The following is a 26,078-nucleotide window of genomic DNA, read 5'->3' as shown; positions in this document are numbered from 1 at the left end:
CGGGTAGATGATGAATTTTCCATATTCGGTTTTCGGCGCTACAGGTTGAGTTTCAATACGCCCGTTGACCCCCGAACAGGACGAAGACCGTGCGCAGGATGATGTAGAGATCGAACCAGATCGACCAGTTTTCGATATAATAAAGGTCATGTTCGATCCGCCCGATCAGCTTGTCTTCGGTGTCGGTTTCGCCACGCCAGCCGCATATCTGCGCCCATCCCGTCAGACCCGGCTTCACCTTGTGTCGCGCGACATAGGATGTCAGGACGTCGCTGAACAATCTGCCGGCGGCCCGTGTCGACGGCGCATGCGGGCGTGGTCCGACCAGCGACATGTCGCCCGACAGCACGTTCAGGAGCTGCGGCAATTCATCAAGGCTGGTCTTCCGCAGGAAGGCGCCCACACGGGTCACTCGCTGATCGTCCCTTTTCGCCTGGACGATATGGTCCGCCTCGCACCTGTCGGCATGCATGCTGCGGAATTTCAGTATCCGGAAATCATGGCAGTTAAAGCCTTCGCGGCGCTGGACGAAGAAGACGGGTCCAGGGGATTCGATCTTGATGGCCAAGGCAATGAGCAGGAAAAGCGGAGAGGACAGGATCAGCAGCAACAAGGATAAAAGGCGGTCTTCCGCCCATTTCTCCATGACCCTGCTGCCGTGCATCGGCTTTTCGTGCAAGGTCATGACCGGCAAACCGCCCAGCAGCATCACGGGCATGCGGGCATAGGCGAACCCCGCTTTTTCAGGGGCCAGCCGAATTTGCACGGGCGTCACCGACAGCGCCGCCACGATCTGCCGCAGCCGCACTTCACCGGCCCAGGGAAGCGCCAGGATCACCTGATCGACCTCCCCCGCCCGGATTGCGGAGACAAGGTCTTCCATATCGCCCCGAAGCGGAAGCGGAAGACATTCGCCCAGCCGCTCATGATCGCGATCATCATAGAAACCGATGAGCGAAAGCGTCAGCTTGTCGTGGTTGATGATATAATGGGCCAGATCGCGCCCCTGTTCTCCAGCACCGTAGATCGCGCATCGACGATTGAAGCATCCTCGTCTCTTGAGATGTCGCGCGATCAGCACAAGCACTGCGCGGGACAGGGCCAACAGCGCAAGACCCGAGGCGAACCATAACAAAATGCCGCTGCGCGGAATGGCCGGCATCAGACGGAGCATGAAACCCAGCGACAGCAGCAACAGGGCCGTACCAAGCCAGGCGCTGAAAAGGCGCGACCAGTTCTTGCGCACGGAAAATAGGAGTTCGACTTCGTGAGCTCCTGTGAGTTGCGCGACGATGACGAAGATCGTGCCGCCCGCCAGGCCCAGCCTGCCGGCCTCCGCAAAGGATAATCCGGTCTCCGCGCCATCCACCCATGTCTTGAGGAATATGGCCGAAACATTGAACGCGATGAAATCGCACATCTGCGTTGTCAGCGGCAATATTCCCAGCGGAACTTCCCGGTGCGGACGCGCGACGGACCCGGCTTGTTCGCCCGGATTGTTCATCGCCTTCCATTCTGCATGGCCATTGCACGCCCGACGCTCCCGGGCGGCAAATCAGGTCCGGTTCCGGCCGATCCGATGGAAAGCCGTATCCATCCCCTTTCGATTGTCAGGATGATTCCTGCTGTATCGGTAACATTCCCGTGCGGATCACATAAGCGATCATATGGGCCCTGTTCCGTGTCCGCGTCTTCAGCCTTACATTTTCGATGTGGCGTTCGACCGTGCAGGTTGCGATAGCAAGTTCTCTCGCCACCCTCTTGGCCGACAGGCCGAAGGCGACAAGTTGCAGAACCTCGGTTTCCCGATTGGTAAGTTCAATAGCGCTTGAAGTGTTATAATGTGGCATGCTGGTCCCCCAAATACCGCGCCTGTGTACAAGCCTCATGGGGCTTCCCTGCCCCACCGACACATACAGTTACGCAGATCCAAAGTTGCAACCGCGACCACGGAATTATTCCGCCTGTAAAGCTTTATCCACAGGTTGAATAAGTTGGACATAACTACAGGGATTTACCCTGCTAGTTTCGATGCCGTAACCAAGATTATATATCTTTACGATTCGAGGCAATACCCCTTTTTGATTACGGGTTGATTTTCTTCCTGCCCGTAATCCATCCTGTTTCACTTTAAGTCTTTAAATTCATATGTTTGCTTCCGCCGCACTTGATCGGCAATGGAAAAATGCGGGTCATTTTCCCCCACGTAAAAAGGGCATCGCCTTGCATCATCAGACAGATGGAAACCCCATCAACATTGATGCTTTTCGAAAGCTGGAGCGTCTCATCTGGCAATGGGCGAAGTTGAACCGTAGAATCCGGATACCCCGGATTGGTAAAATCATATTTTGCGAAATTTAAGGGCACCCACCTATTAACTTCGGACATATTCCAGTGTAGAGTATTTACATATTTGATAAGCTTATCACAAAGCAGAAAAACTCAATCTCGGGCGAAACGGCGTTCACCTTATTGCATGGGGTAGCTCTATGGATGATGTCGATCCCGCTTGGGAGAGCTGGCTGACGCAGAGGGAAATGGAAGTTCTCACTCGCATCGCCAAGGGTCAGTCAGCAAAGGAAATCGCCCAGAATCTCAAGATCGCGCCCCGGACGGTGGAACGCCATATCGGGCGCGTTCGCCTTAAGACGCGGACGCGCAATCGATCGCATATGGTGGCATATGCCATTTCCAAGGGGCTTATCGGCTGCGCGCTGACATTATCCTTTTTCAGCGAAGCGCCACCGGCCGGCTTCTAGAGGGTGGCGTAATGATCCGGCGGGACGACTTCGCATGCATCCGTCGGCATAAGGTCCGGGATCTTGCGTACCCAGACTTTATCCTGTCGTTCGGCATCTGATTTCGGTAACGATCATTTATATTCGATAAGGCGTCGCCTGCTGCGCCAATAATCCATCTGGCCCTGGAGATGCGGCAATTTCCCTAACAAAAGGAAACTCGCTTCAAGCGCACCCCGGCGCGCGAAAATGCGGCACCAGAAAACAGGCCATAATGGCCAGCTAAGAGGAATGGCCCAGAATATATTGCTGACTACATTCCTCAGCAGTCCTCGGGCCTCCTTCCCGCGCAGGACGAAAGCCTGGGCCGTAGCATATCCGCTGCGACGATTACGCTGCCACCATTGCGCAAAGCGCGTCATGGCGGCGTCATGCACGGTCATTTCGGCATCGATGCGCCGGATGATCCATCCGCGCCGGCGGATCCTGTGGCAAAGATCGGGTTCCTCTCCGGCGATCAAGGTCTCGGAAAAGCCGCCCACCTCCCAAAATGGCTCAACGCGCAACAACGCATCTCCGCCACATGTGTCGACGATGCCGACATGCGTGTTCCATTCCTTGTCGCAGAGCCGGTTATAGGCGCTCCGATCCGGATGGCGCTCGCGGCGGCGGCCGCACACTGCGGCCAGTTGCGGCTCCGCTGCCATCGCCGCCAGGGCCCGGGCGAGCCAATCGGGCTGCAACTCGCAATCGCCGTCGATGAAATGGATATAGCGAAGGAGCAGAGCATGCTGGCGCATCCAGGCGGCGCCCGCATTGCGCGCCCGCGCGGCAGTGAAGGGCGCCTCATCGCTGAGCTCGATGACCGATATGCCAAGGCGCCGGGCAATATCGGGGCTCCCGTCATTCGATCCGGAGTCGACATAGACGATGCACCGCGTTTCACGAGCGACGCTTTCCAGGCAGCGCCTCAGACGCAGCCCTTCATTGCGGCCGATGACCACAAAGCCGACGGAGCCGTCATCGGCGCAAGGCATGTCCGGCATGCATCGCTCCTTCAACCGGGTCGGCGGCGCTGCAACACGGGCGGCAGCCAGTCCGCCTTGAGATGCTGCAGCATGATCCGCCAGTCGCGCTTGTCGCTGGTGCCGGGCCGCCTGCGGAAATCCGTGGTGCGCTCTGTCCGGAGGCGGGCGACTGCCGGCGCGGTGTAATAATAAGTGGCGATCGACCGGCGCGACCGTTCCGGCGGGCAGGGCAACGGATCGGGATGGCCATGGAAAGTATCCCGATCGGTGTTGAAGATGACCGCCCTGCCCAATATCGGCATGATCTTGCGCTCGGCGGCGCGCATCTTCCTGTCCCACAGTTCCAGCGATCCGCCATATCCAGCCTCCCAATCCTCGTTCAGATAGATGAGCAGGTTGAGTCGTCGGTCGAGCCCCATTTCCTCATGTCTGGGGAAATCGGCATGAATACTCAGATGCCCCCCGGACTTTATCTCATGGAGACCCGCGCCGGCATGATAAGGATCGGGGATCAGGCCGGCAATGCCCGTCAGTTCGGACAGAAATTGCAGGAAGGCGGAAGAGTTCAGTTCCGCGAACAGCATGCGGGTGGCGGCGCCGCTGCACTGATCGGGGCGATATTGGAACTTAAATCTTTCCTGATCGCGGTTGAAACTGCCATGTCCGCTGCTATCCGGAAATTCCGAGACAACCTTCCTAAGTATATCGGCATCTAGGAAATCGTCGATGACGACATGCGGAAAAGGCCTTTCAGACGCATATCGATTGAAAAGCGCCTTGCCCACCGCCCTGCACTGTTCCGGATCGAAGCATCTGTAGCCGCCAATATCCGCGAGATCGAGCAGTGCCATTCGTCCCTCTTAAATCCCGTTGCGGCGACTTGCGCCGGAAAGGATTAAGCGCCTTCGTCCTCTCCCGCACAAGCGCGGTAAAACACCCGGGGAGTTCTCATGATCGATTTGCTTGCGCTCCCACCGATAAGATAGGCGAACCGGAAGCAGGGAGGCCATGGGTGCATATCGGTTATTGTTCGCCCCATTGGCCGCCCGCCATGGCCGCCAACGGCATCGTGACCTATGTGGCGGCCATGCGCGACTATCTGCTGGCCCAGGGACATCGGGTGTCGATCATCGCGGACGGACAGGTGGTGGATGGCGATGGCCGCATCCACGATCTGCCCCTCGCATCCGGACGCGCCGGACCGGTCAACGCCCTGGCGCGGCACTGGCTTCGCCACAGGGAGCGTCACAGGGGGGACCTGCCCGCCATCGGCCGCGCCGTGGCCGCGCAGGTGCAGGCGGCCCATCGGATCATGCCGATGGACATCCTCGATATGGAGGAAAGTTTCGGCTGGAGCGACGCCGTCCGGCGCCTGTCGGGCGTTCCGGTCGTGACTCGGCTGCACGGTCCCTTCTTCCTGAAGGCGCCCGTACCGCGCACCGAACAGGAGATGCAGGCCTATCGCCACCGATGCGAGGCGGAAGGATGGGCGGTACGCCGGGCCGTTTCGCTGACGGCGCCGACCCGCGCCACGCTTCAGGCCGCTTGCGCGCGCTATCGGCGGCCCGCCCGCGGCATGAGCACCGCTATCCCCAATCCCGTCGGATTGCCCGCCCGCCAGTGGCGGCTGGATGACTGCGACCGGCAGCACATATTGATGGTCGGCCGGTTCGATTATGCCAAGGGCGCGGACACCATGTTGTTGGCGTTCGACCGCCTGATCGCGCGACGCCCGTCCGTCCGCCTGACGCTGGTCGGGCCGGATTGGGGCATGGCCCTGTCCCCCGGACGCGCCCTGTCATTCAAGGATTATGTCGCCACGCATCTGTCGCCGCGCGGACGGGAGGGGGTCCGCTTCATCGGCCGGCAGCCGCCGGACACCATCGCCCGGTTGCGCAGGAAGGCCTTTGTGACCGTTCAGGCATCCAGAAGCGAAACCTATTCCTACACGCTGGTGGAAAGCCTGGCAGCGGGATGCCCGGTCATCTCCACGGACTGGGCGGGGGCGGAGGAGATGTTTCAGGCAGGTCGGCAAGGGCTATTGACACCCATGGGCGATCCCGATGCCCTGGCGCGCAATCTGGAATGGCTGATGGATCATCCCGAAGAAGCGGCCTCTATGGCCGACAATGGCCGGCGGCATTGCCGGGAGCGTTTTTCGATGGAGGCCGTGGGCGGCAGGATGGTCGACTGGTATCGCGCGACGCTCGCGGAACGCAGGCGATGAATCAGAACAATCTGCAGCTACGCGACGCCGGCGCATTGGCGGGCCGCCAGATTTTGGCCCGGCTGATCGATTTCGCCACGCGCGACACCAATGTCGTTGTCGCATCGGTCATCCTCAACAATCTGTTGCGGGCGATCAGCAGCGTCGTGCTGACCCGCCTGCTGGTTCCGGAGGCATTCGGCATATCCGGCATCATCGCTTCAGTTTCCTTCACCGCGGCCATGATATCCGATCTGGGTTTCCAGGCATTTGTGGTGCGGCATGAAAAGGGCGATTCGGTACGTTTCCTCGACACAGTCTGGACAATCGCGCTTCTGCGCTCCGCCATTCTGACCGCCGCGCTGATCGCCCTGTCCGAGCCGATCGCGGCTTTCTTCGCCAAGCCGGAACTCGCGCCGATGATCGAAGCGTCCGCGCTCATCTTCATCCTGGAGGGGCTTGGGTCGCTCAGCCTGCTCACCGCGATCAGGAAAAGGATGATCCTTCGCCTTTCGCTGCTGGAACTGGGGGTGATGATCGTCCAGATCGCCGTCAGCGTGCTGCTCGCCATCCTGTGGCGCAATGTCTGGGCGGTTCTTACGGCCCTGATCGCCGCCAGCGCCTGCAAGAGCCTGCTGAGCTATGCGGTCTTCCCGGACGCGCGACGGCGGCTGGCCTTCGATCCCGTTTATGCCCGCGACCTGTGGCGCTTTGCGCGCTACGTCACCGGATCGAGCCTGATCACATTATTGCTGATGCAATGCGACAAGCTGATCCTGGCGCGTTTCATGACGCTGGACGCTTTCGGCCTGTACATATTGGCGGGTAATCTTGCCGCCGCGCCGATGGCCTTCACCACCGCCTATGCGAGCCGCGTGCTCTATCCCAGCTATGCGGAATATTGGCGCAGGGGCGAAGGCGACCTGCGCGCGATCTTCTATGCCAAGAGGTGGCTCCCGTCCCTGCTCTACAGCTTCGCCGCGGGCGGGCTGATCGGATCGGCGCCGTTGCTGATCGCGATCCTCTACGACCATCGCTATGCCGGGACCGCCATCTATCTGCAATTGCTGGCTATTACCCCCTTTTTCGCCCTGGCTTCCTACAGTTCGAATGAAACGCTGACCGCGACCGGCCGGATCGCCACCACCTTCCAGGCCGGCATCGCCAAGCTGGTCTGGCTGGGCGTGGCTGCGCCCCTTGCCTGGTTGGCGGAAGGACAGCTTGGCCTTGTGGCGGCCATCGGGCTGATGGAACTGCCGTCCGTCCTTTTCAAATGGGCCCGGATGCACCGGGCGCAGTTGCTGGACCTGCGGAAGGAACTGATCTTCATCGGGGCCGGCCTTGGCGGCATTCTGGTGGGCGGGATAGGGAGCGCCCTGCTGACGCCCTTGATGGCCTGATCATGATGCGACGGCCGCCCGCACAGGCCGGGCCGGACGACGACGGAACGGTTCGCCGGAAATCTTCAGATAGGTGGCGGCAAAGCCGAACAGGACGAAGATGAAGACGGCAGGCCGCGTGCCGAAGGAAGTGAAGAACAGCATTTCCATCGTCATGGCCAGACAGCAGAAGAGGAAAGCTGCGACTTCGCGGTCGGAACGATCCCTGCCGGTCGGTTTCCGGCATCGGTACAGGCCCATCATATATCGAAAAAAAGCGCCGACGAAGAGGATGAGGCCGATCCCGCCGGAAATCAGCATGATCCATATATAGGTGTTCACAAAGTCGATAATGCCTTCACCCTGCCGCAAGTCATGCAGCCTTATGTTGAGTTCGGGCATGGAAAAGCCGATGACCGGACTGTGCCAATATTCCTCCATCCCCCGGTCGAAAAGCTGCCGCCGATATTCGGACGTGTCGCTCGATCCTCCCGACAGGCCCAGCGATTCGGACAGGCTGGGGGAGGACAAGGCCGCCAGCAGCAGGACCGACAGGCCGCAGCCGGCCAGCATGGCGCGTTTCAGCAGCGGCCGGTAACGCCCCAGATATAGCTCGCCCAGCACCAGGGCGAAGCCCAGGCCGATCCAGGCGCCGCGCGACTGCGGCGCCACCAGGCCGGCAAAGGCGATCAGGAAGACCAGTCCATGATGCCGCCTCGACCGGAAGGCGTCTCCACATACCCATAGGGCGAGCATGCAGATGGCCAGCACCATCGCCGCCGACGTCGGCTCGATGAAGGGCCCTCCGGCACGCAACATGCCGCCGCGCGCCTTGATCAGAAAGGGCATCAATCCATATTGGCCGTTCAGCTCATTATAGATCGGCCATCCCCGCATGGCCTCATAGACCAGGATCGATCCCAGCGTCACGGCTCCGCACCCCATCCAGAGCAGGGCGCGCCGCAATTCGTCGATGTCGCGCACGCCCCGGCTGACGAGATAATAGGGGACTCCCAGATCGAGCACGACATTGGAGGTGAAGCGCAGAAAGTTGGAAAGGCTGGTTTCGCGCGACAGCGCCGCGGCGATCAGGAAGACAATGGCGAAGGCCGGAAGATCGAGCCGCCAGCCCGGCCGCATCTTGCGACGGTTACGGCATATGACGATTGTCGCGCCCACAGCCAGAGCGTCGTGCACGCCGAAGTCGAACAATTTGAGCGAGCCGATGGAGACCGTGCTGTCGAGGCCCGGCAAAAGCAGCAGGCTCAGCAGATAGACCGGGACGGCTCGGCCGGCATCGCCCGCGACAAGCGGCACCCATGCGAGCATGATCGCATAGAGCAGCCAGGGATTATGGATGGCCCAGGCGATCAGCGGCATCAGAATGACGGTCAGCAACGCGCGGACAGCCATTTCCCTGCGCGGCGTTGAGGACAGGCAATGAAGGTAAAGCACAGTGGCCGCCGCGCCGATCGACGCCACATGCAGGGCAGAGTTGATCTGCACATAGAGGAAGGCCAGGGCGGCGATGACCGAGGACGGGCCGGCCAGACGCCGGAGCACCGCCGCCATCAGGGCCGCCGCGCCAGAAACTGCTGCACCGCCCGCAGCTTGGGCGCCTCGCCCGGCGGCTGGCCTGCATATTCGCGCAACCCCCAGGACCCATAGTCGGCCACCGGCGCGGTGGACGCATAAAGAAGCAGTTCGCCGCCGATGCGGGAATCCCATTGCGCCAGATAGTCCCGATAAAGCCTGCCCATGCGCGGGTCGCGCTGCAGGGTTCGGGCGAGTTCGAGGTTCGCCGTCACGAAATGCTGCCCCCCCTCATAGCTCAGATACCGCTTGCCATAGCGGGCGGCGATGGCCTTGTGGGTCAGGGCGTCCGCGATGGTCGCTTCCACCGCAGCCGGTGCGCGGGCGAATATCCGGTCGACGTCGCCGACGCCATATCCGTCGAGCTCCATCCAGACATAAGGCGCTGTGGCCAGCGCATCGATCCAGCGCACGGTGTCTTCATCGTCCAGGACGATGGTGGCGAGGTCGGGCCAGGCATTCTGGCTGGCCGCCACGCGCACCAGCCGTCCCGGACGATCACGGAAGACATCGGTCCAAATCCGCATCGCATCGCGCAGCTTCTGCGCATAGCGCAACATCTGCGCACGCATCGGGTCGCCATCGCCCAGGCCAAGCGTCATCCCCTCCTGCTGGGCCTGACGCGCGGCATCGAACATGGAATTCCAGACCTCGTTGCCCAACTCGACATAGACCGTCCGGCCGGGGGCCAGACGGTCATGCACCATGCGGGCGAACTGACGGATATAGGCCTGGTCGGCCTGATAGGGCATGAGGAACCAGGGATCTGCCCCGGTCCGGTTGGCAAGGTCGACCATATCCTCGATCGATGCGCCGGCTGGCCCCACCTGCGTGGCGCTTTGCAGCGACGCCCGCGTCTCCCAGCGAGGAAGGGCGTTGTCGTTGGTGCGCTGCCAGTCGAGAAAACGGATGATCCCGAACTGCCTGACGAAGGACAGGAATTCCGGGCTGAAGCGCTCCGCGGCGGGCCGGCCGGACAAGCGGCAGTCGATATTGCGCACCGGGTCCTGCGGATCGGTCTCCGCCAGTTCGATCCATGCGCCTTCCTCCTCCGCTCCGGTCGGCGCCATATCGAGCATGAAGCCATGTGCCGTGCGGTCGCGCAGCCGGGCGAGGCCGCCCGCTTCGATCAGTCCCCGCCCTTCGAAGCGGCAACCTATCTCGACCGGATGAAAGGGCGCGGGCGGCAGGACGAGCGGCCGGGGAGCGGTCTGCCCCGGACGCAGGAAACGCACCCATCCTTGCGGATCGAGCTGCTCGGAGGGAAAGGCCGTCCACCCGTCGCCGCGTGAGGAAAACCATTCGCTCTGGAGGATAAGGTTGGAAAAGACCTGCTGGCGGTTGAACGTCGCCAGACCGAACAGGTTGATGCCGATGCGCGTCGGCGCGGGCGAGGGCAGGACTTCCGCCGTCAATCCCGGAGGGCGGCCTTCATGCGATGGGAAAGGAAGGGCGTAGACCGCGATCCCGACCAGCAGGGCGAGGGCAAGCAGGATGAAAGCAGCCTGGCCGGCCAAGCCGAGTCCGCGCCCACGCCAGCCAGCCATCAGGACCCTCCTTTCATCGCCCGGTCGTCATGCGCGCCGATCCGGCATCGCACGATCCCGTCCTGCAGCGTGCGTCCGTCGTCCGCGCGCCATCATCCGCGCATCGCGGCGACAACCGACCCCGGGCCTCGCGCCTGCGACCATCATGGCGGCAAATTCGGCACGCTTCTGCTCCCAGATGATCCTCCCGTCTTTTCGGACCATGATCCTCTGCCGGCAAAGCCCATGATCCCATTTTTCCCGACCGGCTAGGATGGACGTCAATCCGCCAATAGGACTGCCGCGCTTCACCCTTTAGCGTGTCGGCACTTGCGAGGGAGATGGATGCAAGATGATGCAGAATGCTCTTCATCGCCCCGTCCAGTGGCTGCGCGACATGCCTGCCAGGACAGCCCTGCGCATCTGCAACAACGTGCATTTCCGCGAATGGCTGGGGGCAAGACATGACGCGGCGCTCGTGCGCCATCGTCCCCGTCTTCCCCGGTTGAACGCGATCGGGCGGCAAATCGTCGATGCGCTGGAGGAAGACGGCGTCTTCGTGACGGAGATCGACGCGCTTGGCCTGCCCGGCAGCGAGGCGATGATCGATACCAGCGCCATGCTGGCCCATCGCTTTGCGGAGGAAGCACACAGCCGCGCAAGGGACGGCCAGACCTTTCTCTATGTTCCACCCGAACAGATCGTCGCCAATCCCCGCATTTTCCGATGGGGCCTGCACGAACGGCTGCTGGACATTGCGGAGGCCTATATCGGCCTGCCCGTCGCCTATGACGGGGCGATCATCAACTACACGGTCGCGGACGGGCGCGCCGTATCCACGCGCAAATGGCACAGGGATTGGGAAGACCGGCGGATGATGAAGGTCGCCGTCTATCTGCACGATGTCGACCATGCGGGCGGCCCGTTCCAGATCATCAGCCGCCACGGCGCCGTGCAGGACGACCGCAGCGGCTTTTCCTACGAACTGGCGGACGATGCGGAGCTGGAGGCGCGCCTGGACAAACCGATCGCCCCCTATCTGGTGAGTTGCGAGGGGTTGCGCGGAACCGTCATCTTCACCGACACCGCGCGCTTCTATCATCGCGGCAAGCCGGCGACGGGGCGCGACCGGGCGGCGATCTTCTACAGCTATTTCGCACGGCGGCCCCGCCATCCCTTCCTGTGCGAACGGACGGGGATGAAACGGCGGGACATCGCGCGGCTGGCCAGATATTTGCCGCAACGGCAACGCAACGCCGTCCTGTGGCATCGCCAGCTTTCGCCTCTGCTGCGGTTGATCCCGCCGGCCTCCCTATGATGCTGCCCGCAATCTTCCCTGCCGATTTTTCAGAAGCGGTTTTGCATGTCGCGATCCTGGCCCCTGCATCGGCGGGATACGATCTTTCATGCGGGCATGCGACTTTGCTCCTGCCCTGCCGGGAGGGGGCCGATCCTTGCGCATAGCATCCCACATGCATAGCTTCGAAGCACCGCCGGACGCACCGCCGCGCTGGTCGCGCCGCCCCACCTGGCGGCCGGGTGTGAACGGGCTGCACCGGCTCCTGGGCAAGCGCCCGCCCGACATCCTCACCGCCGCCGTCGATCGATGGCAGATCGCACCGGGCAATGTGGTGGAGGTCCGCCCCGCGAAGAAGCTCGGCGGCCAGCTCTACCGGATCAGGGGCGCCGAATTCGGCGGCGTCGCGGAGGTGGTAAGGGACTTTATCGGCGGCTTCGGCGCGATGCAGCCGCCCACCATGGGCTATCGTCTCAAGAACGTGCTGCTGACCGACGGCGTGCTCTATGCGGGGGATGCGGTGCGGCATTTGCAGCGGCGCTCGACGCGACTGCCTGTCCACCTCGTGCCGCATGACCTGTTGGATGCGGTCCTTTATGAAAGCTGGCTCGGCAACCGCTGGTTCGGCAACTGGCTGAGCGACGATTGCCTGACCCATGATCTGGCGGCATATTGCGGCCGGCCCTTTACCGCTCGGGCCGCCAGCGGCCATATGACCGCCTATGAGCGGGCGCTGGGCATGCATCCGCTGCGCAGGGCGTCGGCGCGCTTCGCGGAATTGATCCTGTTCGACGACCAGTCGCACAATGACCATAAGCGGCAGCGCGCGGACCTGCTCCGCCTGCGGCTGACCGGCGGGCGGATCGATCGGCATCCGGGCATATTCCTGTTGCGCAGGCGAAGCGGGGCGCCGCGGGTCCTGGCCAATGAGCAGGCCATTGCAGAGCGGCTCGCGGTCAAACGCGGTTTCACCATCCTGGACCCCTCCACCGCCAGCCTTGAGGAGATCGTGCGCCTGTGCGGCGGCGCGTCGGTGGTGGCGGGGGTAGAGGGAAGCCATCTGGTCCACGGGCTGGCGGTGATGCCGCCCGATGCCCGCGCCTTCGTCATCCAGCCGCCGGACCGGGCCGTCTCGGCACTTAAAAGGCTGACGGACCGGCAGGGCCAGGATTATTCAATGCTAGTCGGAGTGGGAACGCATGAAGCCTTCATCGTCGATGGCGACGAGGTCGAACGAACCCTCGATCTTGCATGACGGCGCCGCCGCGAACTGCGGGTCCATCCGGGATGAGGCGCGTTTCTCAGCCCTGCTGGCGGCGGTCGCGGCCGATTACCGGCGTCACGGCTCGACAGTCGCCAATGCCGCCTTCCTGTCGCTCTGCCTCTATCGCTTCGGGCGTTGGGGGCTTTACCGCCGCACCGCGCTTGGACGCAGGCTGGTGTCGCGCCTCTATGGTTTCACCAATATCATCGTCGCCAACATCACCAAGATATGGATACCGCCCCATGTCCAGATGGGACAGGGTTTCCACATCATTCATTGCGAGGGATCGTTGTCGATCCATCCCGACACCATTATCGGAGACAGGCTGGGCGTGATGCATAATGTCACCATCGGCACCAATATGGGCGAAGGCGTACCGATCATCGGCAACGACGTCTTCATCGGCGTCAATTCTACTGTACTTGGTCCCGTCAGGATTGGCGACCGCGTGCGGATCGCCGCCAATACGGCGGTGACGACGGATGTGCCATCGGACTCCATCGCCGTGGGATCGCCCGCACGGATACTGCCCCGGCTGGGCAAGCTGTCATGAGCGCGCTTTCCACCACCCTGTTCGAACTGTTCGCGGATAATCTTCCCGAGCGGGCAGACGCATGTTTCCTGATCGACCCCGACCGCTCCTACAACTATGGGGAGGTCGGCCGTGAAGTCGAACGAGCCGCCGCCTGCCTGCTTCACCATGATGTGAAACCGGGCGACCGGGTCATCGTCCAGTTGCGCAAGAGCATGCGGGAAGTCGCTGCCATGCTGGCCATAGCACGGACCAGGGGCGTGATCGTCAACGTCAACACCGCCTTCACGCTGGAGCAGCTTCTGTTTGTGGCGGAGGATTGCGGCGCGTCGGCGCTGATCGTGGAACCGCCGATCGCCGTCAGGCTGCACGATGTCGCAGCGACGGTGCTGACAGCCGACCTTTGGGCCGGCCAACCGGCGAACGAGGCGCCTCCCGCCGCAGGCCTCGACAGCGAACTGGCGGCGATCATCTATACTTCCGGCTCGACCGGCAAGCCCAAGGGCGTGATGCTCAGCCACCGGAACATATTGGCGGGCGCGCGGTCGGTGGCCCGCTATCTTGGCCTGCGCAGCGAGGACCGCCTGCTCAGCGTCCTGCCCTATAGTTTCGACTATGGGCTCAATCAGTTGATGACGATGATGCTGCTCGGCGGCGCCGTGGTTCACCAGCCGCTCGCCATGGCGACGGAAATCCTGCGCACCCTGGAACGCCACGCCGTCACCGGCATGGCCGCCGTGCCGCCGCTCTGGATACAGCTCGTCCGTCTGCTGGACGAAACACCGGTCATGCTCCCGTCGTTGCGCCTCATCACCAACTCCGGGGGGAAGATTCCACTGGACATCCTCCAGCGCATGCCCCGGCATTTCCCGAACACCCGTATCTTCCTGATGTACGGGCTGACGGAAGCCTTCCGCTCCACCTATCTCGACCCCCAGCGTTTCGACGCCAAAATGGGATCGATCGGCCGGGCCATTCCCGGTGCGCAGGTCTATGTCGTCAAGCCGGGCGAAGGCATCGCCGCTCCGGGGGAGGCCGGGGAACTGGTGCATCACGGCCCTCTGGTCAGCATGGGGTACTGGAACCGGCCCGAAGCGACGGCCGATAAGATCAGGCCGTGCCCCGAACTGGCCCATCTGATCGGCGATGAACCGGTCGTCCATAGCGGGGACATCGTGAAGCGGGATGAAGATGGCGACATCTGGTTCGTCGGCCGCAACGATGCCCTGATCAAGACCAGCGGCTTTCGCGTCAGCCCCGATGATGTGGAGGATCTGGTGCATCGCAGCGGGCTGGCCGCCGATGTTGTCGCATTCGGCGTCGAGGACGACCTTCTGGGCCAATGCGTGCATGTTGCGGCAAGCCTGCTCCCCGGCGCAACGCGGGAGGCGCTGGCGGCGCACTGCCGCAAGGTCATGCCCGCCTATATGGTGCCGCGCGTCATCCATATCTGGCCCGACGCCATGCCGCGCACCGCCAGCGGCAAGCTGGCCCGCACCGATGTCGTGCACCGATGCGAGGCGCAGATCATGGACAATCCACCGGTTGCCGAGGGAGCGACGCAATGGCCCTGACCGAAGCGATCCTGATCCAGACCATCAGCGGCTTTTCCGACATCGGCGCCGACGCCCATGGAGAAACGCCGCTATTTTCCTCCGGCGCGCTGGATTCTGTGGCGATGCTCAACCTGCTCGCCTTTATCGAGGAACAGGCCGGGATCGAAATCCGGGCCGACGAAGTGACGCTGGAAAATTTCGACACGCCTGCGCGCATCGTCCGCTTTGCCGGGGAACGAAGCCGATGACGGCGGCGCTGTCCGACGCCATGCTGGCGCAGGCCGCCGAACGGTTCGGAACCCCCTGCTTCATCTATGCCGCCGATGCGGTCGAGGAACGCATCGCCCGGCTGCACGAAGTCTTCCGCAGCCGCTTCACCCTCAGCTTCGCCGTGAAGAGCAATCCCAATCCAGCCATGTTGGCATGGCTGAACGGCCGCATCGGCCATCTCGACATCAGTTCCATCGGGGAGATGCGCCTGGCGCTGGGCGCTGGTTGGGACGCATCCAGGATCAGCTTCACCGGCCCCGCCAAGCGGGTGGAGGAACTACGCGAAGCCATGGCGGAGGGCCTTGGCCTGCTGGTCGTCGAATCCGTGCGGGAGGCGCGGGCCGCCGACGCGATAGCCAGATCCATGGGCAGGAAGCAGCCCGTCCTGGTCCGCATCGCGCCCGACAGCGTGCCTCGCGGCTTTGGCGACCATATGGCGGGCCGTCCCAGCCCCTTCGGCATCGATCAGGAGGATGCCGATCCAGCGCTGGCGGAGATTCGCGCCCTGCCCGCGCTCTCGGTCGTCGGCCTGCATATCTATTCGGGCACCCAATGCCTGAAGGCAGAGGCGGTGGTCGAAAATTACCGCGCTTTCCTCACCATTTTCCGAAGGCTTTGCGCGAACCACGACCTCATGCCGGAAAAACTGGTGTTCGGATCGGGCCTGGGTATCCCCTATCATGACGGCGACGCGCCGCTCGACCTGCCGGCCGTCGCGGATGCGATCAGGCCGGAACTGGATCGCCTTGTCATGGACCCGCGCTTTCGCCAGAGCGGCCTTATGCTGGAACTTGGCCGCTATCTGGTGGCGGAGGCCGGCTATTTCCTGACGCGCATCGTTTCCACCAAGGAGTCTCGCGGCACGCGCATCGCGATCTGCGACGGCGGGATGAACAATCATCTGCCCGCCTCCGGCCATTTCGGCATGGTCGTCCGCCGCAATTATCGCATGCACAAGCTGGGCGGCCAGGGACCGCGTGAGAAGATCGACATTGTCGGCCCACTCTGCACCTCCATCGACCGCCTGGCGAGCGCCGTGGAACTGCCGCATGTCGAGGAAGGCGACGTCATCGCCGTGCACCAGAGCGGCGCCTACGGGCTGACCGCCAGCCCCTTCCATTTCATCAGCCACGCGCCGCCCGCCGAACTGATGGTCGTCGATGGCCAAATCCGCGACATAACGTGCTTCTTCGCGGAGGGTGCGCGGGAAAGCGGCATGATGCGCCATCTGGCATAGGGAAGGAAGACAAGGCAATGGACTGCCCCGTCTGTCACCGCAACACGCGCCCCTGGATCGTCATGCCGATCGACGCGAAGAAGGACATGCCGACGCCCTTCGGGGATGTCCTGCGCTGCGACCATTGCGGCCTGGGAATGGCGGCGCGCATGCCCCGGCGGGACGAGATCGCCGACCTCTATGACCTTGCATCCTATTATACTCATGGTGAAAGCCATATGCCGGCGGTACAGGCCAATCTGCTGGACCGGCTGTTGATCCACCTCGCCTGGAAGGTCGACCGCGCGCACCCCTTCGACCCCGACAGCGTGGCCGGGCAACTGCCGCCCGGGGCCCGCATATTGGACATAGGCTCTGGCGACGGCGAGATATTGGAAGCTTTTCGCGACCGGGGGTTCGCGGCCCTGGGGGTCGATCCGGACGAGCGTTCACGGGATTTCTGTGCGGCGCGGGGGCTGGCGGTGCTCCCCGGCACCGCCGAAGAACCGCCTGCCGCGCTGGATGGGCAGCAATTCGATCTGGTCGTCATGTCGCATTCGCTGGAACATTGCCTGGACCCGGTCCGCGCGATCCGCACGATCGCCCGCCTGCTGGCCCCCGGCGGGCTGGCCTATATAGAGGTGCCCAATGCCGGCTGCCGCCATTTCGAGACTTTCCGCCAATGTTCCGAAATGTTCGATGCTCCGCGTCACCTCTGGTTCTTCAGCCAACAGGCCCTGCTGCGGTTGACGGAGGCGGGCGGCTTCACGGTCGCGGCCCTGCATTATAACGGCTTCACCCGCCTGTTCACGCCGGGCTGGCGGGGATGGGAGTGCGAAATCTTCGACCGGTTGGTCCGGCGCGGCCTGCACAAAGGCGCCACCCGCCATAGCTGGCCGCGTTCGCTGCTGCTGCTGTTGCAGACCGCCTTCGCGCGGCCGGAACGGAAATATGACTCCATCGGCGTGCTGATGCGGCGCGAAGGATCTCAGCCTGCCTGAGCCGCCTTCAGCCAAAGGGGCGGAACCGCGTCGGAAACCTTCGCCCGCCACCAGTCCGGCCTGTCCAGATACCATTGCAGCGTATCGGCAAAATGCCGGTCGAAACTGGATGCCGGCCGATAGCCGAGATCGTGCCGGATGCGGGCATCGTCAATGGCATAGCGGCGGTCATGGCCCGGCCGGTCCGGCACGAAGGCCTTGAGCTGCGCCGAGGGCCTGCCCTGCGCCGCCGGCGCGCCCGGAAAGCGCGCTGCCAGAAGCGGATCGCGGGCGAAGGCCGCGTCGATGCCGGCGCACAGCCGGTCGACCAGTTCGATATTGCTCATCTCGCTGCCGCCGCCCACCGTATAGACAGCGCCCGGTTGCGCGCCCTCCAGGATCAGCGCGATGGCATGGCAATGATCCTCCACGAACAGCCAGTCCCGGATATTGCCGCCGTCGCCATAGACTGGCAGCGGCCGCCCCTCCAGCGCATTGGCCAGGAACAGCGGGATCAGCTTTTCCGGATATTGATAGGGTCCGTAATTATTCGAACAATGGGACGTGGTGACATTCAGCCCATAGGTGCGGTGATAGGCCCGCACCAGATGATCGGCCCCCGCCTTGCTCGCGGAATAAGGGGAATTGGGCGCATGGGCCGTCCTTTCGTTGAAGGCGGGTTCGTCCGGTCCCAGGCTGCCGAACACTTCGTCCGTCGATACCTGATGAAAGCGACGGTCGGGATGCCGCTTTTCCTCCAGCCATAATTTCCACGCCGTGGCGAGCAGGCTGTGCGTGCCGGTCACATTGCTGCGGATGAAGGCGCCCGGGTCCGAAATCGACCGGTCCACATGGGTTTCCGCAGCGAAATTCACCACCATGTCGACATCGGCGGATCGCATCAGCCGCTCTACCAGGGCGCTGTCGCAAATGTCGCCCTGCACCAGTTCCACACGGGTCAGCCCGTCCAGATTGCCGCCATTGCCCGCATAGGTGAGGAGATCGAGCACGACGATCCGGTCCTGCGGGTGACGCCGATGCCAATAGCGCACGAAATTGGTGCCGATAAAGCCGGCTCCACCGGCCACCAACAGCGTCTTCATGTCGCCACCCTCTCCCATGTCATATGGTGCAATTCCTCGCGCCAGTGAAGCGGTGGTCGTTCCAGACAGGCCCAACTGTCGCTGCAATCGAGTTGGCTGAAGGCAGGCCGCCGCGCCAATGTAGGGAAATCCGCCGTCAAAACCGCTTCGATCCGAGCCGCACTGCGCAAGATGCCGGCCCTCAGCGCCTCTTGCCGGATGGCGCAGGCAAATTCGTGCCACGACGCCGCTCCCCCATCGGTCAGGTGGTGGATGCCATGGGCCCGATGTTCGATCAATCGCCAGATTCCCCTTGCCAGGCTGCGCACATGGGTGGGCGTGCCGATCTGGTCGGATACCACGCGCACCACCTCCCGCGTCGCGAGCAGGCGCAGCATGGTGTTGCGGAAATTCTTCCCCTCATGGCCGTAGAGCCAGGCGGTGCGGACGATCAGCGCCTCGGGCAGATATTGGGCGACGACCCTTTCTCCCGCCGCCTTGGAATGACCGTAGGCGTTGATCGGACTGGGCGGATCATCGGGCCGGTAAGGCCGGTCCGCCGCGCCGTCGAACAGGAAATCGGTCGAGATATGGGCAAGGCGGCTGCCATGACGCGCCGCCGCCTCGGCCAGTAGCCCCGCCGCCACGGCATTGATCGCATGGGCCATGTGCGGCTCGCGCTCGGCGCCTTCCACATCGGTCCAGGCAGCGGCATTCAGGATCAGGTCGGGCCGTATCTCTTCCATCCTGCGTTGGATCATCGATCTGTCGCCAATGTCGAGATCGGTGCGCGACAGGGCTGCCAGATGCGCCAGCCCGGACGGAACGGTCGCCGCCAGCGCGCGGCCGAGTTGCCCTCCCGCGCCCACCAGCATCACGCGCACCGCATCGCTCCCTGCCAGACCACGCCCCGGAACGCGGCATCGATCACGCGGCCATCCCCATATCCACCAGCCGCCCCGCCGCGGCGTCCCTGGCCGAAAGGCAAGGCATGTGGACGATCGGCCATTCAATGCCGATGTCCGGATCGTTCCAGATCAGGGCCCTCTCATCCGCGGGGGCGTAATAGTCCGTGCATTTGTACAGCAGATGCGTGTCGTCCGAGAGGCTGAGGAAGCCATGGGCAAAGCCGGGCGGCACCCAGAGCATGTGCCGGTTCTCCGCCGACAGCACATGCCCGGTCCACCGGCCGAAGGCCGCGCTGTCCGGACGCAGATCGACAGCGACGTCGAAGGCTGCGCCCTGCACCACCCGCACCAGCTTCCCCTGCGGCCTGTTCTGCTGATAATGCAGTCCCCGCAATATGTCGCGGTGGGACCGGCTGTGATTGTCCTGCACGAACCGCGCTTCGATCCCGGCCTCGGCCGCCGCCCGCTCATTCCATGTCTCCATGAAGTATCCGCGCTGATCCTCGAACAGCCGGGGTTCGACCAGCATCACGCCGGGCAACCGTGTCGGACTTATCTTCATGCCGCCAGACTCCCCGGAGAAGCAGGGCCGCTTTCCAACTGCCGCAGCAGATATTCGCCATAGCCGCTCTTGCGCAGTCGCGCCGCCAACGTCTCGAACTGCTTGCTGGAGATGAAGCCCATGCGCCAGGCGATTTCCTCGGGGCAGCAGATTTTCAGCCCCTGCCGCTGCTCCAGCACCCGGACATAAAGGCCCGCGTCCAGCAGGGAAGCGTGGGTTCCCGTGTCCAGCCAGGCGAAACCGCGCCCCATCAGTTCGACGTTCAGGTCGCCCGCCTCCAGAAACAGGCGATTGAGGTCGGTGATCTCATACTCGCCCCGGTCGGACGGACGCAGCCGCGCCGCGAAATCCACCGCCCGCTCGTCATAGAAATAAAGACCGGTCACGGCGTAGTTGGACCGGGGCGCCGCCGGTTTTTCCTCGATCGACACCACCCGCCCCTGCCGGTCGAAATCGACCACGCCATAGGCGCCGGGATCGTCGACATGATAGCCGAAGATGGTGACCCCCGAACGGCGGCCCTCCGCCCGGGCAAGCATGTCGGACAGCCCCTGCCCATAGAAGATATTGTCCCCCAGGATCAGCGCCGACGGCCTGCCCGCAAGAAAATCGGCGCCGATATGATAGGCCTGCGCCAACCCTTCGGGCTTGGGCTGCAATGCATATTGCAGGTTCAGGCCCCATTGCGAACCGTCACCCAGCAATTGTCGGAAATCGTCCGCATCATGCGGCGTGGTGATGATCAATACCTCCCTGATCCCCGCAAGCATCAATGTCGAGAGCGGATAATAGATCATCGGCTTGTCATAGACCGGCATCAATTGCTTGCTGATGCTGCGGGTCAGCGGATGCAGCCGCGTTCCCGATCCGCCCGCCAGGATGATCCCCGGCCTCACCGTTGCACCTCGCTGGGCAGGAGGAGGCGTTCGCCATAATAATAATTCTTCTTGCGCCGCCGGAAGAGGCCGCCGATCGACTTGTTGAGGACGGTGCCGATGATCGGCCTGGGTTCGAGCAGGGCCATGGCCTCCTGCAACTCGTCGGCATGGGTCTGCCCTTCCTCGACCACCATCAGCACTCCTTCCACGCTGGAACCGATCGCCAATATCTCGTCGATGGCCAGCGTCGGCGGGCTATCGACGATGAAGACCGGATCGCCTTCCGGATCGGCCAGCGCGGGAAAGAGCGTGGCGAACCGGTCGCCCGAAAGAAGGCCGGCCGGATCGAGCCGCCGCTGCCGCACCGGCAAAACGGAAAGGCGCAGTTCATCGACCTCCTGCCGACAGAGGGGGAGCGGGGCGGCGCCCGCCAGATAGTCGTCGACCCCCGCATGCGGTTCCAGGCCCAAGCGACTGCCCAAAGCGGGTTTCGCCAGGTCAAGATCGATCAGCACGACCGGATGCACGCGGCTGATCGCCATGGCGAGGTTCGTCGCGACGAACGTCTTGCCATTGCCCGGCTGGGTCGACGTGACCGCCATGATCCTGTCGCCCGACGCGAAAAAACCGTTCATGATCTGCGTCCGCAGCAGGATGAAGCTCCGCGACCGCGCATCCAGATGGTCCAGCGCGCATATGCCGTTCGCCGCCAGATGCGCCGGGTCGAGCGTCACCGGATCACATGGACGAACCCCCACCTTCGGTTCAGGGTGACGATAGCCAAGATCGCTGCCGACGACATCAAGCCCCGTAACCATCGCGACCCCCTTTCGGAAAGGCCAGCCCCGGCAGGGAAAGGCGCAACAATCCCGCCACGCCGCGATGCGGCAGGCCGGATGCTGGTATCACGGCAAGCGGCGCCACGCCGGTCAATCGCCCAATGGCGGCCTCCCCATGGATGAGGCCGGCGGACAATTCCATGGACGCCACCAGGACCAGGCCGAGAGCAAGCCCCGCCCCCGCGCCGGTCATGAGCAGTTTCTTCCGATCCGGAAAGACCGGGTCGGCGGGACGGCTGGCGGCGTCCACGACCGTGAAGCGCTCCCCCTTGTCCTCGGCCTGGAGATTGGCGGCAATCTGCGCGTCCATCTGCTTTTCGCGAATGTCCTGATATTGCGTGGTCAGATTGTCATAGTCCCGTTCCAGATTGTTCAGTTCATAGCTTGCCTGCGGCGCCTGCGCAGTGAGATGCTCCATCTGCGAAATCGCGCCCACCAGTTCGCCCCGCCTCTGGCCCAGCATGCCGATGCGCGCACGGCCCGATGCGATTTCGGCAGCAATTACCCCTCCGCCCGCTCTCAACGGCCCAAGCGCGGCGAGGCCGGCTTCCTGATTGGCGATGGCCGCCCGTGCCGCCACCACGTCGGGATGCGCGTCGGAATAAGTCGCGGTGAGCTGTACCAAACGGTTCTGCGCCAGGCGCAGCGCCTCCGCCTGGGGGTTGGGGGCGGCAGCCAGGTCCTGGCTCCGGGCTGCCAATATGCCGTTCTGCTGCGCGATCCCCTGCGTTTCGGCATCGATCCGCGAAACCTCCGCGCGCAGGGCTGAGGCCGACTGGGTGCTGAGCGCGACCTGATCGGGCAATGCGCCATTATAGCGCGCCTCGATTTCCCGCCGCCGCTTTTGCAGTTCCATCAGCCGGTCGCGGATTTCATTGCCCCGCCGCGACAGAAAGGCCGCCGTTCCGGAGGCCTGCTCGGTGCGAAGACGCTTGTCCTCTTCCAGGAACATGCGGGTCAGCCGCTCCGTCACCTGTTGCGCGATGGCGGGATCATCATAGGTGAAGGAAAGGCTGAACGCGATGGTCGTGCCGCCATTATGGCCGGGATTGGCGGTGTTGCCGGCGCCCACCAGCTCGACGCTGATCGCCTGGCGCATCAAGTTCTGCACGTCTTCCAGGCTCAGCGTGGCGCTCTGCCGGGGATAGAGCCGCATATCGCGGATGACCTGCACCAGGTTGGCGCGGCTCAATATCTGCTGTCGGATCTTCGCGATCCGTTCATCGGCATAGTTGGTGAGGGGGGATGCGACCAGCGTCGTCGGCACTTCCTGCGACGCGATCAGCAAAGTGGCTGTCGAACGATATTGCGGGTCGATCGTCAGTATCGCCGCGATCGCGGCGACGATGCCAAGGGCCAGCGGAAGGATGAGCCACCACCGTCGGCGACAGGCGATCGCCAGGATTTCCGGCACCGTCATCAGCGGGCCGTCGGCGGGAGCTTCGGCCGTCATGGGACCGGCCAGTCCGATCGGTCCGTTGCACCGCAGCTCTGCAACCAGAATGTCATCCCCTGTCCCCTGTGGCAGCCTGCGATCAGCATTCAATGTCCACCGCCGGGATGCTATTCCCTGGACTGTGTGGCGAGTCCTGGGTGGGGAATATTGCCCAAATCATTGCGCCGTGGGCAGAAAGGCGAACCACCCTCCCAAAAGTCAGTCTGTATTGCCCTTGCGGTCCGCCGTAATTTCGCCCCTCCTCTTGCTTTCAGCGGACAGGACAGATGATCGTCAGAGAGATCAGGGCAATGACCGGCGTTCGCGGCATGGCTGCGCTGATCGTGATGATCTACCATTTCGAACGGGGATTGCAGAGCACGAGCCCCTTATCCACCATGCTCAATCACGGCTATCTGTCGGTCGATCTCTTCTTCGTCCTCAGCGGCTTTGTTCTTTCCCATGTCTATGGACAGGCCCTGAAGGAGGGGTCGTTCACCCTGCGCGCCTTTCTGCTTCATCGGCTCGCCCGGATCTATCCGGTCTATATCGTCGCGACGTCCGCCATCCTCGCGATCGGCCTGTGGAAAAGGCATGATCCCGCCTTCGGCGCCGATGTGATCGTCTCCAATGTCTTCATGCTCCAGTCGATAAGGGATTGGCCCAGCATCGATCCTCCCGCATGGTCGGTGAGCGCTGAACTGATCGCCTATCTGCTCTTCCCGATACTGGCGAGGCTCTGCTTCAGAAGCAGGCCCGGCTTTGCGCTGATGACGGCCTTGGCCGCGCTTGCGACGATCATGGGCCTCAGCATCTCCGCATCCCTCCACTGGATCGGATCGCCCATAGCCAAGGGGCAACTGGACCTGTTCTATGCGCCATACACCCTGATCCGCTGCCTGGCGGGCTTCACCCTGGGCCAATTGATCTGGCGCCTCCACGCGCAGGGCGCCATTGCGCAATGGGCCGCGAACAACGCCGTTCAGGTCGGCATCGGCCTGTCCCTGCTCTGCCTGACGGCCTTTCGCGGAACGGATTTCTTCGTCTATCTTGCCATTATCGGGCTGATATTCTGCCTGAGCGCAAGCAGGGGCGCGCTTCCGGCGATCTTCGGTTCACGGCCCATGCATTTCCTGGGGCGCATTTCCTTTCCGGTTTATCTCACCCATTACAAGGCCATGGGGCTGTTGTCGGCCCTCCAATCCCGTCTGCCGGCCACCGGACCGTTCCACATCGTCAGACATCCCCTGGCCGTTCTGTCGGCCGGACTGGCCGTGATCTGCCTGTCCTGGCTGGTTCATGAAGGCATCGAACGTCCATGCCGGAAGTTTTTGAGACGGGCGCATTGGCTCGGAGGAGGATCGAAGGCGCTGCCGGCCTGAGCATCGCCGCCACTCCCATCAATATTCACCTCCGGAAAATCAGTGCTGGCAATGCAGACTGACGCCCGTTCGTCCGCGGCGATATTGTTTTCGTTCCATGATCCGGGGGATCGACAATGGAATTGCAACAGATCGCAGCCGACGGAAACTTCCCGCTCGACCATGGAAGCAGCGCCGACGGCAATGCCATTGCCGCCAGTCCCTCCCCCGCCCTGCGGCCACCACCGGTCGATCTCGACAATGCCCCCGTCACCCGCCCCTTCCTGCCGCCGCTGGAGGAATTCCAGCCCTATCTGGAACGGATATGGGCCAATCGCTGGCTGACCAATGCCGGCCCCTTCCACCAGCAGCTTGAGGAGGAAATGGCTGCTTTCCTGGGGGTAGAGCATGTCGCCCTGACGTCCAACGGCACCGCCGCGCTGGAACTCGCCATGCAGGCGCTCGACCTTCGGGGCGAGGTCATCACCACGCCCTTCACCTTCGTCGCCACTGCCCATGCGCTGCGGTCCTGCAACCTGACGCCCGTATTTGTCGACATCGATCCCAGGACGGGCAATCTCGACCCCGAAATGATCGAGCAGGCCATTTCGGGTGCCACTTGCGCGATCCTGCCGGTGCACTGCTTCGGTCACCCGTGCCGGACGGAGCGTATCGCCGGGATCGCGCAAGACCATGGCCTCAGGGTGATCTACGACGCCGCCCACGCCTTCCATGTCCGGCGCGACGGGGAAAGCCTGCTGCGCTCGGGCGACGCTTCGTGCCTCAGCTTCCATGCGACCAAGGTGTTCAATACTTTCGAAGGGGGTGCCGTGATATGCGCGGACGCAGCGATGAAGGCCCGGATCGCGCAGTTGCGCAATTTCGGCTTTTCCGATGCCTATTCTGTCGACGCGGCCGGCACCAACGCCAAGATGAGCGAGTTCCAGGCGGCCTTCGGCCTGCTCCAGTTGCGCCATGTCGATCAGGCGATCGCCCGGCGAGGCTTCATAGCCGCCAGCTATCGCGCGGGGCTGCGCGGCATGGCGGCTATAAGGCTGTTCGAAGCGGAACCCGGCTGGCAGCTCAACCACAGCTATTTCCCGATGCTGCTCGAAGACGGTCTGGCGCACCGGCGGGACGAACTTTGCGCCCGTCTTCTGGCGGCCGGCATTCACGCCCGCCCCTATTTCTGGCCTCTGGTCTGCGATCATTCCGTCTATCGCGGCCTGCCCTCCGCCGATCGGGACATGCCGGTCGCCCGCAGCTTTGCCAAACGGATATTGTGCCTGCCGCTTTATCCCGATCTGGCGCTCCATCATGTCGAAAGGGCGGTGGCGATCGTCCAGGAATTCTGCGCGGAAAGCCATTGAAGGGTGGCTGGTGGAACCGCTGATCACCCTCCCATTACTCCCCACGGGATAGGATGAA

24 protein-coding genes are annotated in these 26,078 nt (G+C 63.1%); 12 read left to right on the top strand and 12 right to left on the bottom strand.

What is annotated here, in order from left to right; all coding sequences use genetic code 11:
* Window positions 1-52: 52 nt before the first annotated feature.
* Both A0J57_RS08835 and A0J57_RS08830 read right to left on the bottom strand, forming a co-directional pair.
* Window positions 53-1,504 (bottom strand): undecaprenyl-phosphate glucose phosphotransferase, encoded by a 1,452-nt coding sequence (locus tag A0J57_RS08835; protein WP_061935113.1) that lies wholly within the window; start codon window positions 1,502-1,504, stop codon window positions 53-55.
* 106 nt (window positions 1,505-1,610) lie between these two features.
* On the bottom strand, window positions 1,611-1,850 hold the full coding sequence (locus A0J57_RS08830) for a response regulator transcription factor (RefSeq protein WP_062017071.1): 240 nt from the start codon (window positions 1,848-1,850) through the stop codon (window positions 1,611-1,613).
* A 639-nt stretch (window positions 1,851-2,489) separates the two neighbouring features.
* Between A0J57_RS08830 and A0J57_RS08825 the strand changes: the two genes are divergently transcribed.
* Window positions 2,490-2,759, top strand: coding sequence for a response regulator transcription factor (locus tag A0J57_RS08825; RefSeq protein ID WP_061935111.1), 270 nt, complete (start codon window positions 2,490-2,492; stop codon window positions 2,757-2,759).
* Window positions 2,760-2,872: 113 nt separating this feature from the next.
* On the opposite strand, the gene A0J57_RS08820 is transcribed toward A0J57_RS08825, so the two are convergent.
* Together A0J57_RS08820 and A0J57_RS08815 are read right to left on the bottom strand one after the other, a co-directional pair.
* On the bottom strand, window positions 2,873-3,784 hold the full coding sequence (locus A0J57_RS08820; RefSeq protein WP_201030928.1) for a glycosyltransferase family 2 protein: 912 nt from the start codon (window positions 3,782-3,784) through the stop codon (window positions 2,873-2,875).
* An 11-nt stretch (window positions 3,785-3,795) separates the two neighbouring features.
* Complete coding sequence (locus A0J57_RS08815) at window positions 3,796-4,617, bottom strand: 2OG-Fe(II) oxygenase (RefSeq protein ID WP_061935109.1); 822 nt, start codon at window positions 4,615-4,617, stop codon at window positions 3,796-3,798.
* Window positions 4,618-4,778: 161 nt separating this feature from the next.
* Here A0J57_RS08815 and A0J57_RS08810 point away from each other — a divergent pair, with 161 nt between their 5' ends.
* Entirely contained in the window at window positions 4,779-5,993 is a 1,215-nt protein-coding gene (locus tag A0J57_RS08810) for a glycosyltransferase family 4 protein (protein WP_061935107.1), read from the top strand.
* On the top strand, window positions 5,990-7,372 hold the full coding sequence (locus tag A0J57_RS08805) for an oligosaccharide flippase family protein (RefSeq protein WP_101756464.1): 1,383 nt from the start codon (window positions 5,990-5,992) through the stop codon (window positions 7,370-7,372). The genes A0J57_RS08810 and A0J57_RS08805 overlap by 4 nt, the downstream gene beginning before the upstream one ends.
* Here the strand turns inward: A0J57_RS08805 and A0J57_RS08800 are convergent, their stop codons facing one another.
* A complete protein-coding gene (locus A0J57_RS08800; protein ID WP_061935105.1) occupies window positions 7,373-8,923 on the bottom strand; it encodes an O-antigen ligase in 1,551 nt (516 codons plus the stop codon).
* Entirely contained in the window at window positions 8,923-10,491 is a 1,569-nt protein-coding gene (locus tag A0J57_RS26330) for a hypothetical protein (protein WP_158298514.1), read from the bottom strand. Before A0J57_RS26330 ends, A0J57_RS08800 begins: the two co-directional genes overlap by 1 nt.
* Before the next feature lie 331 nt (window positions 10,492-10,822).
* Here A0J57_RS26330 and A0J57_RS08785 point away from each other — a divergent pair, with 331 nt between their 5' ends.
* The 7 genes from A0J57_RS08785 to A0J57_RS08755 all read left to right on the top strand — a co-directional run bounded on the left by A0J57_RS08785 (window position 10,823) and on the right by A0J57_RS08755 (window position 17,606).
* The gene (locus A0J57_RS08785) at window positions 10,823-11,788 is read left to right on the top strand and encodes a hypothetical protein (RefSeq protein WP_235600821.1); all 966 of its coding nucleotides are present in this window, start codon (window positions 10,823-10,825) and stop codon (window positions 11,786-11,788) included.
* Between the two features lie 154 nt (window positions 11,789-11,942).
* On the top strand, window positions 11,943-13,022 hold the full coding sequence (locus A0J57_RS08780) for a glycosyltransferase family 61 protein (RefSeq protein ID WP_061935099.1): 1,080 nt from the start codon (window positions 11,943-11,945) through the stop codon (window positions 13,020-13,022).
* Window positions 12,985-13,584, top strand: a complete 600-nt coding sequence (locus A0J57_RS08775; protein ID WP_082718635.1) for a serine O-acetyltransferase — start codon at window positions 12,985-12,987, stop codon at window positions 13,582-13,584. Before A0J57_RS08780 ends, A0J57_RS08775 begins: the two co-directional genes overlap by 38 nt.
* Complete coding sequence (locus A0J57_RS08770) at window positions 13,581-15,137, top strand: AMP-binding protein (RefSeq protein ID WP_061935097.1); 1,557 nt, start codon at window positions 13,581-13,583, stop codon at window positions 15,135-15,137. Before A0J57_RS08775 ends, A0J57_RS08770 begins: the two co-directional genes overlap by 4 nt.
* Window positions 15,128-15,367, top strand: coding sequence for an acyl carrier protein (locus tag A0J57_RS08765; protein ID WP_061935094.1), 240 nt, complete (start codon window positions 15,128-15,130; stop codon window positions 15,365-15,367). Before A0J57_RS08770 ends, A0J57_RS08765 begins: the two co-directional genes overlap by 10 nt.
* Complete coding sequence (locus A0J57_RS08760) at window positions 15,364-16,626, top strand: decarboxylase (protein WP_061935093.1); 1,263 nt, start codon at window positions 15,364-15,366, stop codon at window positions 16,624-16,626. The genes A0J57_RS08765 and A0J57_RS08760 overlap by 4 nt, the downstream gene beginning before the upstream one ends.
* Before the next feature lie 17 nt (window positions 16,627-16,643).
* Window positions 16,644-17,606: a bifunctional 2-polyprenyl-6-hydroxyphenol methylase/3-demethylubiquinol 3-O-methyltransferase UbiG gene (locus A0J57_RS08755; protein WP_061935091.1), complete on the top strand. Its 963-nt coding sequence runs from the start codon at window positions 16,644-16,646 to the stop codon at window positions 17,604-17,606.
* Here the strand turns inward: A0J57_RS08755 and rfbB are convergent.
* Genes rfbB through A0J57_RS08725 form a run of 6 tightly spaced genes read right to left on the bottom strand, consistent with a single transcriptional unit; the run spans window position 17,594 to window position 23,307 of the window.
* Window positions 17,594-18,688: a dTDP-glucose 4,6-dehydratase gene (rfbB, locus tag A0J57_RS08750; RefSeq protein ID WP_061935089.1), complete on the bottom strand. Its 1,095-nt coding sequence runs from the start codon at window positions 18,686-18,688 to the stop codon at window positions 17,594-17,596. The two genes, A0J57_RS08755 and rfbB, sit on opposite strands and share 13 nt — an antisense overlap.
* On the bottom strand, window positions 18,685-19,542 hold the full coding sequence (rfbD, locus tag A0J57_RS08745; RefSeq protein WP_235600829.1) for a dTDP-4-dehydrorhamnose reductase: 858 nt from the start codon (window positions 19,540-19,542) through the stop codon (window positions 18,685-18,687). Before rfbD ends, rfbB begins: the two co-directional genes overlap by 4 nt.
* A 52-nt stretch (window positions 19,543-19,594) precedes the next feature.
* Window positions 19,595-20,137, bottom strand: a complete 543-nt coding sequence (gene rfbC, locus A0J57_RS08740; protein WP_061935085.1) for a dTDP-4-dehydrorhamnose 3,5-epimerase — start codon at window positions 20,135-20,137, stop codon at window positions 19,595-19,597.
* Complete coding sequence (gene rfbA, locus A0J57_RS08735) at window positions 20,134-21,033, bottom strand: glucose-1-phosphate thymidylyltransferase RfbA (RefSeq protein WP_061935083.1); 900 nt, start codon at window positions 21,031-21,033, stop codon at window positions 20,134-20,136. The genes rfbC and rfbA overlap by 4 nt, the downstream gene beginning before the upstream one ends.
* Window positions 21,030-21,833, bottom strand: a complete 804-nt coding sequence (locus A0J57_RS08730) for a CpsD/CapB family tyrosine-protein kinase (RefSeq protein ID WP_061935081.1) — start codon at window positions 21,831-21,833, stop codon at window positions 21,030-21,032. Before A0J57_RS08730 ends, rfbA begins: the two co-directional genes overlap by 4 nt.
* Complete coding sequence (locus A0J57_RS08725; RefSeq protein ID WP_061935079.1) at window positions 21,817-23,307, bottom strand: hypothetical protein; 1,491 nt, start codon at window positions 23,305-23,307, stop codon at window positions 21,817-21,819. Before A0J57_RS08725 ends, A0J57_RS08730 begins: the two co-directional genes overlap by 17 nt.
* Window positions 23,308-23,576: 269 nt before the next feature.
* On the opposite strand from A0J57_RS08725, the gene A0J57_RS08720 reads away from it, so the two are divergent.
* Both A0J57_RS08720 and A0J57_RS08715 read left to right on the top strand, forming a co-directional pair.
* Window positions 23,577-24,671 carry an acyltransferase gene (locus tag A0J57_RS08720; protein ID WP_082718634.1) on the top strand — a complete coding sequence of 365 codons (1,095 nt, stop codon included), beginning with the start codon at window positions 23,577-23,579 and terminating at the stop codon, window positions 24,669-24,671.
* 116 nt (window positions 24,672-24,787) lie between these two features.
* A complete protein-coding gene (locus A0J57_RS08715; protein WP_082718633.1) occupies window positions 24,788-26,020 on the top strand; it encodes a DegT/DnrJ/EryC1/StrS aminotransferase family protein in 1,233 nt (410 codons plus the stop codon).
* Window positions 26,021-26,078 lie beyond the last annotated feature (58 nt).

It is taken from the genome of Sphingobium sp. 22B (genome assembly GCF_001580035.1).
Lineage (GTDB): Bacteria > Pseudomonadota > Alphaproteobacteria > Sphingomonadales > Sphingomonadaceae > Sphingobium > Sphingobium fuliginis.
This window is presented reverse-complemented; position numbering and strand designations above follow the sequence as displayed.

Coding starts and splice junctions, on each gene's coding strand:
- A0J57_RS08785 (WP_235600821.1), top strand. CDS start 10,823: ATGATGCAGAATGCTCTTCATCGCCCCGTCCAGTGGCTGCGCGACATG.
- A0J57_RS08725 (WP_061935079.1), bottom strand. CDS start 23,307: ATGACGGCCGAAGCTCCCGCCGACGGCCCGCTGATGACGGTGCCGGAA.
- A0J57_RS08780 (WP_061935099.1), top strand. CDS start 11,943: ATGCATAGCTTCGAAGCACCGCCGGACGCACCGCCGCGCTGGTCGCGC.
- A0J57_RS08835 (WP_061935113.1), bottom strand. CDS start 1,504: ATGAACAATCCGGGCGAACAAGCCGGGTCCGTCGCGCGTCCGCACCGG.
- A0J57_RS26330 (WP_158298514.1), bottom strand. CDS start 10,491: ATGGCTGGCTGGCGTGGGCGCGGACTCGGCTTGGCCGGCCAGGCTGCT.
- A0J57_RS08765 (WP_061935094.1), top strand. CDS start 15,128: ATGGCCCTGACCGAAGCGATCCTGATCCAGACCATCAGCGGCTTTTCC.
- A0J57_RS08715 (WP_082718633.1), top strand. CDS start 24,788: ATGGAATTGCAACAGATCGCAGCCGACGGAAACTTCCCGCTCGACCAT.
- rfbB (WP_061935089.1), bottom strand. CDS start 18,688: ATGAAGACGCTGTTGGTGGCCGGTGGAGCCGGCTTTATCGGCACCAAT.
- A0J57_RS08815 (WP_061935109.1), bottom strand. CDS start 4,617: ATGGCACTGCTCGATCTCGCGGATATTGGCGGCTACAGATGCTTCGAT.
- A0J57_RS08825 (WP_061935111.1), top strand. CDS start 2,490: ATGGATGATGTCGATCCCGCTTGGGAGAGCTGGCTGACGCAGAGGGAA.
- rfbC (WP_061935085.1), bottom strand. CDS start 20,137: ATGAAGATAAGTCCGACACGGTTGCCCGGCGTGATGCTGGTCGAACCC.
- A0J57_RS08830 (WP_062017071.1), bottom strand. CDS start 1,850: ATGCCACATTATAACACTTCAAGCGCTATTGAACTTACCAATCGGGAA.
- A0J57_RS08775 (WP_082718635.1), top strand. CDS start 12,985: ATGGCGACGAGGTCGAACGAACCCTCGATCTTGCATGACGGCGCCGCC.
- A0J57_RS08800 (WP_061935105.1), bottom strand. CDS start 8,923: ATGGCGGCGGTGCTCCGGCGTCTGGCCGGCCCGTCCTCGGTCATCGCC.
- A0J57_RS08720 (WP_082718634.1), top strand. CDS start 23,577: ATGATCGTCAGAGAGATCAGGGCAATGACCGGCGTTCGCGGCATGGCT.
- A0J57_RS08770 (WP_061935097.1), top strand. CDS start 13,581: ATGAGCGCGCTTTCCACCACCCTGTTCGAACTGTTCGCGGATAATCTT.
- A0J57_RS08755 (WP_061935091.1), top strand. CDS start 16,644: ATGGACTGCCCCGTCTGTCACCGCAACACGCGCCCCTGGATCGTCATG.
- A0J57_RS08820 (WP_201030928.1), bottom strand. CDS start 3,784: ATGCCGGACATGCCTTGCGCCGATGACGGCTCCGTCGGCTTTGTGGTC.
- rfbD (WP_235600829.1), bottom strand. CDS start 19,542: ATGCTGGTGGGCGCGGGAGGGCAACTCGGCCGCGCGCTGGCGGCGACC.
- A0J57_RS08760 (WP_061935093.1), top strand. CDS start 15,364: ATGACGGCGGCGCTGTCCGACGCCATGCTGGCGCAGGCCGCCGAACGG.
- A0J57_RS08730 (WP_061935081.1), bottom strand. CDS start 21,833: ATGGTTACGGGGCTTGATGTCGTCGGCAGCGATCTTGGCTATCGTCAC.
- A0J57_RS08805 (WP_101756464.1), top strand. CDS start 5,990: ATGAATCAGAACAATCTGCAGCTACGCGACGCCGGCGCATTGGCGGGC.